At 41.6% G+C, this 11,991-nt stretch carries 10 protein-coding genes and 1 pseudogene; 7 read left to right on the plus strand and 4 right to left on the minus strand.

Features of this window, described 5'->3' with window-relative positions:
- Nucleotides 1-92 precede the first annotated feature (92 nt).
- From J7384_RS06690 to J7384_RS06705, 4 genes are all read left to right on the plus strand, one after another.
- A complete protein-coding gene (locus tag J7384_RS06690; RefSeq protein WP_209112329.1) occupies nt 93-1,400 on the plus strand; it encodes an imelysin family protein in 1,308 nt (435 codons plus the stop codon).
- Nucleotides 1,400-3,652 (plus strand): TonB-dependent receptor, encoded by a 2,253-nt coding sequence (locus tag J7384_RS06695; protein WP_209112331.1) that lies wholly within the window; start codon nt 1,400-1,402, stop codon nt 3,650-3,652. The genes J7384_RS06690 and J7384_RS06695 overlap by 1 nt, the downstream gene beginning before the upstream one ends.
- A gap of 106 nt (nt 3,653-3,758) precedes the next feature.
- On the plus strand, nt 3,759-4,745 hold the full coding sequence (locus J7384_RS06700) for a sterol desaturase family protein (RefSeq protein ID WP_209112332.1): 987 nt from the start codon (nt 3,759-3,761) through the stop codon (nt 4,743-4,745).
- 34 nt (nt 4,746-4,779) lie between these two features.
- Nucleotides 4,780-5,370, plus strand: a complete 591-nt coding sequence (locus J7384_RS06705) for a DUF938 domain-containing protein (protein ID WP_209112334.1) — start codon at nt 4,780-4,782, stop codon at nt 5,368-5,370.
- Nucleotides 5,371-5,393: 23 nt separating this feature from the next.
- On the opposite strand, the gene J7384_RS06710 is transcribed toward J7384_RS06705, so the two are convergent.
- On the minus strand, nt 5,394-5,825 hold the full coding sequence (locus tag J7384_RS06710; protein WP_209112336.1) for a TlpA disulfide reductase family protein: 432 nt from the start codon (nt 5,823-5,825) through the stop codon (nt 5,394-5,396).
- A gap of 115 nt (nt 5,826-5,940) precedes the next feature.
- Here J7384_RS06710 and J7384_RS06715 point away from each other — a divergent pair, with 115 nt between their 5' ends.
- From J7384_RS06715 to envZ, 3 genes are all read left to right on the plus strand, one after another.
- The gene (locus tag J7384_RS06715) at nt 5,941-6,417 is read left to right on the plus strand and encodes a hypothetical protein (protein WP_209112337.1); all 477 of its coding nucleotides are present in this window, start codon (nt 5,941-5,943) and stop codon (nt 6,415-6,417) included.
- 144 nt (nt 6,418-6,561) lie between these two features.
- The gene (gene ompR, locus J7384_RS06720) at nt 6,562-7,287 is read left to right on the plus strand and encodes a two-component system response regulator OmpR (protein WP_209112339.1); all 726 of its coding nucleotides are present in this window, start codon (nt 6,562-6,564) and stop codon (nt 7,285-7,287) included.
- 24 nt (nt 7,288-7,311) lie between these two features.
- Complete coding sequence (envZ, locus tag J7384_RS06725) at nt 7,312-8,604, plus strand: two-component system sensor histidine kinase EnvZ (RefSeq protein ID WP_209112341.1); 1,293 nt, start codon at nt 7,312-7,314, stop codon at nt 8,602-8,604.
- Nucleotides 8,605-8,754: 150 nt separating this feature from the next.
- On the opposite strand, the gene pckA is transcribed toward envZ, so the two are convergent.
- The 3 genes and pseudogenes from pckA to J7384_RS06740 form a co-directional block, all read right to left on the minus strand.
- Entirely contained in the window at nt 8,755-10,365 is a 1,611-nt protein-coding gene (gene pckA, locus J7384_RS06730) for a phosphoenolpyruvate carboxykinase (ATP) (RefSeq protein WP_209112343.1), read from the minus strand.
- 277 nt (nt 10,366-10,642) lie between these two features.
- Complete coding sequence (locus J7384_RS06735) at nt 10,643-11,665, minus strand: energy transducer TonB (protein ID WP_209112345.1); 1,023 nt, start codon at nt 11,663-11,665, stop codon at nt 10,643-10,645.
- 201 nt (nt 11,666-11,866) lie between these two features.
- A pseudogene (locus tag J7384_RS06740) lies at nt 11,867-11,991 on the minus strand (elongation factor Tu); the annotation flags it as partial.

An 11,991-nucleotide genomic window follows, 5' to 3' on the forward strand; every position in this document is an offset into this window, starting at 1 on the left:
TTCAAGGCTTGTTTAGTTTTTATTGTTGGCGAAATTTTAATAGTGAAGCCACCAATACAAATTAACTGTTGATTACTAAATAAGGTATACACATGTCTGTTAACACTAAACGCGCTTTATTGCCGCTAGCCATTGCCAGTGCATTTTTCGTCACTGCCTGTGGCGAGAGCAGCAGTAGTCAAGCTGGACCGGATTTTGGTGGTGGTTCTACGCCGGCACCAACGCCTACTCCAACACCGACTCCAACGCCAACACCAGGCCCGACAACAGGTCCAACACCGGGACCGAGTTTTGAGCAACGTGCCTTATTAACTAACTTAGCCGATAATGTTTTTACTCCAACATTTGAACAGTTTGCCCAAGCGGCTTCTGCGCAAATTCAAGCAGTGGATGCTTATTGTCAACAGGAAGTTGCATCAGGTCAGGGTAATGCTACAGCTGAGCAAGTTAATACTGCGCGCAGTGCTGCTCAAGCAAGCTGGCGCGCGAGTATGAACGTATGGCAACAAGCTGAAATGATGCAGGTTGGTCCACTGGTGAATAACAGTGGCTTTTTGCGCAACAAAATATACTCATGGCCATTAACAAATAGCTGTAATGTTGATTTTGAAGTGATTAACTTTCGATCTGGTTCAGTTAATGGTCAGCCATATAACATTGCAGATAGAACACCAAATCGTCGTGGTTTAGCCGCGCTGGAATACTTGTTGTTTAATACTAACTTAGATCACAGTTGTACCGTAGGTGCACAGCCACAAGGGTGGAATGCCGAGACAGATCAAGCGCGTCGTGAAGCGCGTTGTAATTTTGCCGTAGAAGTATCACGTGACTTAAACAATAGTGCGCAAGAGCTTGTAAATGCTTGGAATGGTGACAATGGTTTTGCCAATACCTTAAAGCAAGCCGGTACTAGTGGTAGTTCTTTTAGTTCAGAACTTGAAGCTTTGAACCGCATCAGTGACGCTATGTTTTATTTAGACAGCTCAACTAAAGATGCCAAGTTGGCCACACCTTTAGGTTTGTTCGCGAATGTTTGTGGCTCACAAGCTTGCCCTGAAGCTGTTGAATCACTGTTTGCTAACAACTCTGTTGCAAATGTGGAAAACAATTTATTGGCGTTCCAAAAATTGCTAACAGGTGGTGATGGTCTAGGGTTTACTGATTTTCTTGTTGATGTTGGTGATCAAGATACAGCTACGACCATGACAACTGACGTTGAAGAAGCAATTACTGACATTCAGGCGTATCAGCAAACGTTAGCGCAAACATTGGCAACTAATGAAGTGCAAGTAACACAAACACATAGTCGAGTGAAAGATGTAACCGACAAACTGAAAACTGACTTTATCACTAGTTTGTCATTGCAATTACCAGCAACGTCGGCAGGGGATAACGATTAATGAGTACTTTTTCATTAAAAAAATCATCATTAGCGGTATTGACTGCTTTATCGGCGTTAACTGTTTCTTTAAACGCGGTAGCGGAAGATGATGACAATACCAAATCTGAGTATGTTGAGCGTATCAGTATAATCGGTCATGGCGATAAGCTCAGGACAGAAGCGGGTTCTGCTACGCTTATTTCTGAAGTTGAACTAGAGAAATTCAAGTTTGACGATATCAACCGTGTTTTAGCTAACGTACCAGGCGTTAATATTCGTGAAGAAGACGGTTTTGGCTTGCGCCCTAACATTGGTTTTCGCGGTGCAACACCTGAGCGCAGTCGTAAAATTACCATTATGGAAGACGGCGTATTAATTGGCCCTGCACCATATTCAGCACCACCCGCTTACTATTTTCCACTCGTTAATAAAGCAACAGCAGTTGAAGTATTTAAAGGCCCTGCTGCGATTAAATACGGTCCAAATACGGTTGCGGGTGCACTGAACTTGGTGACTCGCCAAGTACCTGATGCCAGTGAAGGCCAAGTTGACTTAGCTGTTGGTAGTGATTCATACAAAAAAGCTCATGCGTTTTACGGTAACACTATTGGTGATTTTGGCTTTTTAGTTGAAGGTATTCACTTAGAGTCTGACGGTTTTAAAGAGCTCGATGGCGGCGGCGATACTGGTTTTGAGAAAAACGATATTTTAGTTAAGTTCAACTACCAGCTAGAAGGTAAGCGTTTTAATCAGTTATTTGAATTGAAATGGTCTTATGCTGATGAGAATTCAGATGAGAGTTACCTTGGTTTGACTGATGAAGATTTTGCGGCAAATCCTAACCGTCGTTACATTGCCAGTCAGCTTGACAACTTTGAATCAAACCACCGTCAAGTGCAGTTTAGCCATTTTTTAGAAGGCGATAACTTTGACGTAACGACGCGTGTTTATCGCAACGATTATCAGCGTGATTGGTTCAAGTTGAACAACTTTAATTCTTTCGGTGGTGTTAGTGCTGACGTTCAGGAAGTGCTAGCGAACCCTGAAGATAATCAGCGCTTTTTGAGTTTGTTACGCGGTGAAGTAGACACGGTTCAAGCGTTTGAAAAGATTCTTGTCGGTAATAATGGCCGCAAATACTACTCACAAGGTATTCAGTCTGAGTTGCACTTGACCACTAAATTGTTTGGTTTAGAGCACAAACTAAACGCTGGTATTCGTTTTCACAACGATCAAATTGAGCGTAATCACACCGAGGACAGTTTTGATGTTCGCTCGGGTAATTTAGTCTCTGATGGTGCGGCTCAAGTAGCAACAACCACTAACTTAGAAGAAACAGACGCTTGGTCAGTATTTATTCAAGACACCTTACACTTTGGTGATTTGGCGACGACTTTTGGTGTTCGCGGTGAGTTTATTGATGGCCACTTCCAAAATCGTGCGCCGGGTCGTGAAGGCGACTTTTTGAATAAGAAAACCCGTATTTGGTTACCGAGCTTTAGTGCGTTTTATACTTTGAGTGAAAATGCGGGCTTATTGTTTGGTGTTCATGAAGGCTTTATTCCAACGAGTCCGCAGGAGCCACCAGGTGTAGAAATTGAAAACAGCGTTAACTATGAGTTTGGTGGTCGTTACAACGACGGTACCAGTAAACTTGAAGCAGTTGTCTTCTTTAATGATATTAGTAATTTAAAGGAAAGCTGTTCATTCTCTGCATCGTCTTCTTGTGGCGGTAATCTCGATGCCGAGTTTAACGGTGGTGAAGTTGATATTTATGGTTTAGAGTTTTCTGCTAGTCATACTTTTGAATTGAATAGTAACTTTGATCTACCTGTATCACTTGTCTACACCTATACAGACTCAGAGTTCAAAACTAGCTTCGATTCAGACTTCCCACAATGGGGACGAATCGAAGCAGGTGATGAACTGCCTTACTTACCTGAAAACCAGCTGACACTAAACATTGGCTTGGCGGCGGATAATTGGGAAGTGAGTTTAATTGCTCGTTACATCGATGAGTTGTTAGAAGCGTCTGGTGATAGTTTTACTGGTGCTGATGGCCGCTTTGTCAGTATCCCGTTAAGTGGCGTAACCACTGAAGCCTATACAGTTGTTGATTTGTCTGCGAGTTACAGCTTGCAAGATTACGGTCAAGTTTACTTAAAGGTCGACAATATTTTTGACGAGCAAGAAATTGTCAGCCGCCGCCCATATGGCGCACGTCCAAGTAAACCACAACAAGTATTTGTTGGTTATAAATACAGTTTTTAACGGACTATTTTTACAGACTATACCGCGTCTTAATCAACCGAGACGCGGTAAATCTGATATCATGGGAGGATATTGTTTAATTAGTAATTTAAAGAGCCAGTAGCATATGTTGGATTTTTTATCATTGAATTTGACCGACCTAAGTCAATATTTAGTCGATGCCAATAAGCGTATTTACTGGGGCTATTTATTTTCTGCACTCGCGCTTGCTATTCCGGTTTTTCTCGCACAAAAAAGCCAAAAATTTCAAAATAAATCAGTCGTTAATTTTTTTCGCTTTGTTTTTCCAAAAAACATCTACACGGCCAGATCTGCTCGTCATGACTATGCCTTGTTAGTGTTTAACAAACTGATTAAAGCGGCTTTATTCCCAGTTGTCGCGGTCACTATGGTGCCGATTGCTCTGGCGGTTTCAGGTGGGCTAGAAGCGTTATTTGGCTATTTTGAGCATTTTCAGTTATCGACAACGGCTGTTATTGCTATATTCACTTTTTTGTTGTTTATCGTCGACGATTTTACTCGTTTCTTGTTACATTACTTACTGCATAAAGTGCCGATTTTGTGGGAGTTTCACAAGGTTCACCACTCAGCAGAAGTGATGACTCCATTTACCATCTATCGCTCACATCCTGTAGAAAGTTACTTGTACGCCTGTCGTATGGCACTCACTCAAGGCTTTGTTGTGGGTGTTTGTTATTACTTCTTGGGGCCAACATTGCAAATGTTTGACATTTTAGGCGCCAATGCCTTTGTTTTTATTTTTAATATTATGGGTTCTAATTTGCGCCACAGTCATATTTGGTTGAGCTGGGGCGATAAAATTGAAGGTTGGTTTATCAGCCCGGCCCAGCATCAAATTCACCACAGTACCAACCCCAAACACTTCGATGTTAACCTTGGTTCTGCGTTGGCAATTTGGGATCGCATGATTAATAACTTAGTGAAAGCATCTAGCGTTAAAAGTCTGTCGATTGGACTGGGTAATAGTGTCGATCACAGTAGCTTATGGCAAATTTACCTTGATCCACTGCGCAGAGCGGGTAAGCGTATTGTCCGCAAACTTGGCATTAAGCAGACCAAAACAGCGCCTTAATATTTTATTCCACGGTTAGTAGAGCAACTATATTATGCTGAACTTTTCTCCCTCATGTGAGCGCAATAAAGACGTTATCTTGGCTCAATTAAGTAAGCTCTTGAAAGCAGGTGATCGCGTTTTAGAAATTGGCAGCTTGTCTGGCCAGCACGCGCTTCACTTTTGTGCTCAGCGTGCCGAAATCACCTGGCAATGTAGCGATATTGAAGAAAACATCGCGTCACTAGCCCAAAACATTACCGATTACGGCAGTGAAAATTGTTTAGCACCTATAGCGCTAACGCTTGGGCAACCTTGGCATTATCAGGAAAGTTACGATGTCGTGTTTACCGCCAACACTTTACATATTGTTAGTCCAATACTTGTTGAATCTTTCTTCAGGCAAGTTAGCCCTTTAATTAAACCAGATGGTCTAATGCTTATTTATGGCCCGTTTAAGTATCAAGGGCAATTTACTAGCCCAAGTAACGGCGAGTTTGAGCTGTGGTTGAAAGATCGAGATAGCCAAAGTGGTATTCGCGACTTTGAGTGGATTGCTGAACTCGCCCAACAACAAGGCTTTGAACTGGTAAGTGATATTAATATGCCAGCTAATAATCAACTATTGGTTTGGCGTAAAAAATAGTAGTTGAATGTTAGATACACACTTTATTGTTTGAGCGCTTGCTGAATTTTCTGTTCGTACTGCGCCATTTTCTCTACTTTAAAGCCAGTATGGCGAGCAATAACCTTACCATTGCGATCTAACACGAAACTGGTTGGCATACCTTCAAGTTGATAGCTGCGGGCAACTCGTCCTTCTGAGTCGTAGAAAATATCAAACGTGGCTGGTACTTCGGCAAGAAACTCTTTGGCAAAGCTTTGGTCGTAATCAACATTAACCGCAAGCACAACTAGCCCTTGTTGTTGATATTTCGCCTGCATCTCATTGAGCCAAGGAAATGCTTTGCGGCAAGGGGTGCACCAAGAAGCCCAGAAATCTAAATAAACGACTTTACCTTGATGCTGAGCGAGTTCGGTTTTAAATGCTGCAATGATATTATTCTCGGCCTTAACCACTGGCGTGTGAACTAATAGCATAATGACAAGTATAGAAGTTATTAAGGTTTTCATGAGCTTATAAATATTACATCAATGGTGCTTTCGCTTTAGCATAGCGTATACCAGTTAACTAATCATTACTATGAAGGTAAAAATGAATAAATTTGTTATTGTTTATTTGCTGTTTTTTTCTGGCCTTGTCGGCGCACAGCCGTTGCCAGCCATTGATGCAGATCACGAACATCAGCAGTGGTTGAAAGACCAATTTTCCGCCAAACATCAAGCGTTAATACCGGTAGTCGCGGTTGCTGATATGTTTCACGGTTGTAATCAAGAGCGAAAGTCGGAACCGGTTAATTACCAAGTCAAAGATTTAGTGACCCGAGTTGATCGAGACAAATTGGCGCAAATGCTGTCGATTTGTTTAGCGGAAGATTCACCTAAATCAGATGTCGCCTTAAACTTTGGTTTGGAAAGCTGCTTTAGTGAACAGTTTAGTCACTTACCGACAGCAGAAAAGGCAGAAAAAATGGTGTTGGTAACAAATACTATTAAGCAACTACCGCGAGCAGAGCGACAAAAGAGTTTCACCTTGTGTGTTACGGAGCAAGCAATTCAATACTTGCAGTAGTCTGTTTTGCGTTTGACAACAATGAGATGCGAAGTTAATACTTTGTAACAAATGGCTGTATCAAAAAGCTGACAACATTTGTTAAGCTATCAATTATTAAGTATATGTTATTGCAAGTCTAAGACGAGTTGTTAAGGCGAGAAGATGGGACAAGAAACACCAAAAATTTTAGTGGTTGACGATGATATGCGCTTACGTTCTTTGCTTGAACGCTATCTTGTGGAACAAGGTTTTGTTGTTCGCAGCGCCGCTAATTCAGAGCAAATGGATCGCTTAATCGAGCGTGAAAACTTCCACCTTTTAGTACTCGACTTAATGCTGCCTGGTGAAGATGGTTTGTCTATTTGTCGCCGCTTAAGACAGCAAAACAACGATATTCCAATTGTTATGTTAACGGCAAAAGGCGATGAAGTAGATCGCATCATTGGTTTAGAAATTGGCGCCGATGACTATATGCCAAAGCCGTTTAACCCTCGCGAGTTGTTAGCGCGTATTAAAGCGGTATTGCGTCGTAAAGTTCAAGAGGCACCTGGTGCGCCGTCGATGGAAGAAAACGTGATTAGTTTCGGCGAATATGAACTCAACCTTGCAACGCGAGAAATGCGCAAAGGCGAAGTGAGTATGCCACTCACTAGTGGTGAATTTGCTGTGCTAAAAGCGTTAATTACCCATCCTAGAGAGCCTTTATCTCGCGACAAGTTGATGAACCTTGCTCGCGGTCGAGATTATTCTGCACTAGAACGCAGTATTGATGTACAAGTTTCGCGTCTTCGCCGTATGCTTGAGGCTGACCCAGCCAAACCTCGTTATATTCAAACAGTTTGGGGCTTAGGGTATGTCTTTGTTCCCGACGGTGCTGAAGTGGCTTAGTTAGCCACTTTTTCTTTTTTAGTTATGAAGTTATTGCCGCGCAGTGCGTTCGGTCAAACTGTATTGCTGATTGGTGTGTTATTACTGCTTAATCAAGTGGTATCTTACGTTTCAATTGCCCTGTACATTATCCAGCCCAATTCTCAGCAAATTAATCAATTGCTCGCCAAACAGGTACGTGTTGTATTTATCGATGTTAAAGATGTTGGCCTGTCGCCAGCAATGGCGAAGGCGTTTCAACAAGAAACGGGTATTGGTGTTTATCATGAAGACGATGCCTTAAAACTCGGCCTTGCCCAGGCTATTCACTATCCTTATAAGTCAGAAGAAATGTCGCTGTTATTAGGTGGCCGCGCCGAAGTAAGAATTTCACAAGGTGATGAATATTTATTTTGGATTCGGCCACCACAGGCGCCGAGCTTATGGGTGAAAATACCGTTAACGGGTTTAGAAACGGCTAATCTATCACCGTTGATTTTTATTCTGGTAGTGATCAGCTTACTTAGCGTTGCTGGCGGATGGCTGTTTGTTAGACAGCTGAACCGACCTTTGAGCGCATTGCAACACGCTGCCAAAGAAGTCGGCCGAGGCGATTTTCCCGAACCACTTGAGGAACGTGGCACCAGTGAAGTAGTCGCCGTGACTCAAGCGTTTAATCATATGTCTAAGGGCATTAAGCAGCTAGAAGATGATCGCAACTTGTTAATGGCGGGCATTTCCCACGACTTGCGAACACCGTTAACCCGCATTCGACTGTCGACAGAAATGATGTCTGAACAAGACGAATTTTTGAAAGAAGGTATTGAGAGTGATATCGATGATATGAATAAAATCATCGACCAGTTCATTGACTATATTCGTTACGATACTAACGACAAAGCTGAACCCGGCGACTTAAATATTTTGGTTGAAGAAGTAGTGCAAGCCGAATCTATTGTTGAACGCAATATTGAGTTTATTGCAGGAAATTTGCCCAGTATTCCACTGCGCTACATTGCCATTAAGCGAGTGATCGCGAACCTAGTGCAAAATGCTTTGCGCTATACCGAGGGCACAATATTAGTAGAAACGGGCTTTGACGATAAAACTAAACACGCTTACGTAACGGTATCGGATGAAGGTGACGGCATCCCTGAAGACGATATTGAACGTTTGTTTCAGCCTTTTACTCAAGGTGACAAAGCACGCGGTACTGAGGGTAGTGGTTTAGGGCTAGCGATTATCAAACGCATTGTCGATATGCACGGCGGTAAGGTTAAGTTGAGCAATCGCTCTGAAGGCGGTTTAAAAGCTCAGGTGTGTTTACCTATTGATTAATTGCAGCAAGCGGAACTCATTGCTAAACCGGTTGGTGAATGAGTTTATCTATCTTTAAAACTATAAAAAAACGCGACTCAAATGAGTCGCGTTTTTGATATTAATGACTTATTTTCTCGGCAGCGTTACCACCGAGAAAGTTGAACTCAATTATAATTGAGGACCAGCACTCACTAGTGACTTGCCGTTGTCAGTATCAGTGAACTTGTCAAAGTTGTTGACGAAGCGGTTTGCTAAGTCTTGTGCTTTAGCTTGCCAATCAGCAGCGTCTTGGTAAGTATCACGCGGGTCTAAAATGTCGCCTTCAACACCGTCAATTTGCGTCGGAATACTCAAGTTAAACAGCGGTAATACTTCAGTTTCAGCATTGTCGATTGAACCGTCTAAAATCGCATCGATAATAGCACGTGTTGCTTTGATTGAAATGCGCTTGCCAGTACCATTCCAACCGGTATTTACTAAGTATGCTTCTGCGCCAACTGCTTGCATGCGCTTGCGTAAAACTTCTGCATACTGAGTAGGGTGTAAGCTTAAGAATGCCGCACCAAAACAGCTCGAGAACGTTGGTGTTGGTTCAGTAATACCACGCTCAGTACCGGCTAATTTAGCGGTGAAACCAGATAAGAAGTAGTATTCAGTTTGTTCTGGCGTAAGCTTAGCAACTGGCGGTAATACACCAAAAGCATCTGCGGTTAAGAAAATAACTTTCTTGGCGTGACCTGCACGAGAAATTGGCTTAACAATGTTATCAATGTGGTGAATTGGGTATGAAACACGCGTGTTCTCAGTTTTTGAGTTGTCGTCGTAATCAATTTTACCGTTTTCATCAACAGTTACGTTTTCTAACAATGCATCGCGACGGATGGCGTTGTAGATATCTGGTTCGTTTTCTTTTGATAAGTTGATGGTTTTCGCGTAACAACCACCTTCAAAGTTGAACACGCCATTGTCGTCCCAACCGTGCTCATCATCACCGATAAGTTCGCGCTTAGGATCGGTAGAAAGAGTCGTTTTACCTGTACCAGATAAACCGAAAAATACGGCTACGTCACCGTCTTTACCAACGTTGGCACTACAGTGCATTGAAGCAATGCCTTTAAGTGGTAATAGGTAGTTCATCATTGAGAACATACCTTTTTTCATTTCACCGCCGTACCAAGTACCACCGATTAACTGCATTTTTTCAGTTAGGTTAAAGGCAACAAAGTTTTCTGAGTTTAAACCTTGTTCTTGCCATTGTGGGTTAGTGGTTTTAGCACCGTTCATAACAACGAAGTCTGGCTCGTAGTTTTCAAGCTCAGCGTCAGTTGGGCGAATGAACATGTTTTTAACAAAGTGAGCTTGCCATGCTACTTCGGTAATAAAGCGCACTTTTAAACGAGTATCTTCGTTGGCACCACAAAAAGTATCAACAACAAATAAACGCTTACCTGATAACTGCTCAGTCACTAAACCTTTTAGGTGCGACCAAGTTTCTGGCGTCATTGGCTTATTGTCGTTTTTACCTTGATCAGACCACCAAACAGTGTCGCGAGTAACGTCGTCGCGAACGATGTATTTGTCTTTTGGTGAACGACCAGTAAAGATACCGGTATCAACAGCTACTGCACCTGATTCAGTGACTACACCTTTGTCATAACCCGAGAGACCAGCTTTAGTTTCTTCTTCAAAAAGTAACTCATAAGATGGATTGTAAACAATCTCGTCAACGTTATTGATACCGTACTTCGATAAATCAATTGAGTTGGCCAAAGCGGTCATAGTGTGTGTGCTCCTAGATAGTGCAAAGTAAGCTGTACAGCTAATAAAATATGGTTGTTGCTCAGAATTTTCTGAGGCCAAGATTCTAGGCGAATAGCGGCGAAAACTAAAGTAAAAAATCGCTATATCATGAAAGTTTTCATTATGACTTACAAAAATACTTTCAAAGCCCTTTGAAAACCATGTTTTCTGTCCAAATGGTCAGTAAAACAGAGGCTTAATAGTCAATATTACGCCTGTTATTGCTGTTTGTGAGAAAGTGCAATTAGGTTCGTTATTAGAGGTTCAACGCACCACTTTCTGTAATTTTTATTTTTGTGTTTGGCGAGCCCAAAAACAGCAGTGCACAACTGCGATACTGATCTGGTAACTGATAAGTTATTTGATTGCTTACCGGGATCTGTTCAATACCATTCAAACATCTTAGTTCGACACTCTTAACCGCTTGCATTTCAATGTTAAGATTCGAGCGAGAGAGTTGGTGATACAGATTGCCAAACTCTGAAATTGATTTCTTGTAAGTTTGTTGTTCTTGCTGTTTTGCCAATTCAATTACTGTATTAAAAGATTGTTCGTATGAACTTTTTTCTAATTTTAATCCTTTGATATTACTTAAGCTTCTCAGCACTTTGATGGCCTCGTAATAATCTTTGTTTCTCAAGCTTTGCTCAAACCAACTCATTGTTGCTTTATAAGCAATTTTGGTTGCCATGTTCTCTCGTAGTAAATACGCTTGCTCTATTTGTTTGGCATAGTTAACTTGGTCTTTGTTTTTGAAATAGTAAAAGGCGCTTACCCAAGCTAATAGAGCTTGCTCTCGCATATTTTTGGCGTTTTTCTCGCGTAACTCAATGAGAAGTTCTGGCACTTTTGTCAGTTGATCTTTAATGATCAGATCATTGATCTTGTTGTAGCGTTTGTAAAAGCTTGATGACACATTGTCGTTGGGATTACTGGTAAAGCTGATGTCTCTTCGAAACAGCAGTACGTGTGCAGAATCAATAGCTTGACCATTGATGGTTGCAGGTTGGTAGCTAATATTTTTCAGATATTTTATTGTATCGTTTTTGATACTCTCGCGGTTGTCATTACTAGCAATAATTACGATGTCTTTTGGAGTGCCATTGGCACCTATTATATAGCTCAGTTTAAACCACTGTTCCATACGGCTGTATGTACTGGATGTGGGATATTTTTTATTGGTATTTTCTTTAAATAGGGCGGGCGTAAAACTACTGCTATTGGCAGAAACTGAAAACGTTAATAGCCAAGAGAGTGAGAGTATTAATCCTTTGTACATAAAATTTTAGTGCTAATCCAATTTATTGCGATAGTAGCACAAGGTGTTACCTTTTTTCAGTACTGTTTAAAGCTAAACAATACCAAAAGCTGAAACACCATCAGTAGTACTTTATTAGCTGAGTATTCTGTTTCCAAGTATCTAAAAACAAAAAAGGCCGCTTTCGCGACCTTTTCATGTGTAGTTTAAAATCTGTCGAAATTAGTCGATGATTTTAGAAACAACACCAGCACCTACCGTGCGACCACCTTCACGAATCGCGAAGCGTAAACCTTCGTCCATCGCGATTGGGTTGATTAGCTCAACAACAAACTTCAAGTTGTCGC

Source organism: Endozoicomonas sp. G2_1, assembly GCF_017744155.1.
Taxonomy (GTDB): domain Bacteria; phylum Pseudomonadota; class Gammaproteobacteria; order Enterobacterales; family Alteromonadaceae; genus JAGHQT01.

Bases quoted from the DNA above. Each gene is read 5' to 3' on its own strand.
- J7384_RS06705 (WP_209112334.1), top strand. From the start codon at position 4,780: ATGCTGAACTTTTCTCCCTCATGTGAGCGCAATAAAGACGTTATCTTG.
- envZ (WP_209112341.1), top strand. From the start codon at position 7,312: ATGAAGTTATTGCCGCGCAGTGCGTTCGGTCAAACTGTATTGCTGATT.
- J7384_RS06690 (WP_209112329.1), top strand. From the start codon at position 93: ATGTCTGTTAACACTAAACGCGCTTTATTGCCGCTAGCCATTGCCAGT.
- pckA (WP_209112343.1), bottom strand. From the start codon at position 10,365: ATGACCGCTTTGGCCAACTCAATTGATTTATCGAAGTACGGTATCAAT.
- J7384_RS06695 (WP_209112331.1), top strand. From the start codon at position 1,400: ATGAGTACTTTTTCATTAAAAAAATCATCATTAGCGGTATTGACTGCT.
- J7384_RS06715 (WP_209112337.1), top strand. From the start codon at position 5,941: ATGAATAAATTTGTTATTGTTTATTTGCTGTTTTTTTCTGGCCTTGTC.
- J7384_RS06735 (WP_209112345.1), bottom strand. From the start codon at position 11,665: ATGTACAAAGGATTAATACTCTCACTCTCTTGGCTATTAACGTTTTCA.
- J7384_RS06710 (WP_209112336.1), bottom strand. From the start codon at position 5,825: ATGCTATTAGTTCACACGCCAGTGGTTAAGGCCGAGAATAATATCATT.
- ompR (WP_209112339.1), top strand. From the start codon at position 6,562: ATGGGACAAGAAACACCAAAAATTTTAGTGGTTGACGATGATATGCGC.
- J7384_RS06700 (WP_209112332.1), top strand. From the start codon at position 3,759: ATGTTGGATTTTTTATCATTGAATTTGACCGACCTAAGTCAATATTTA.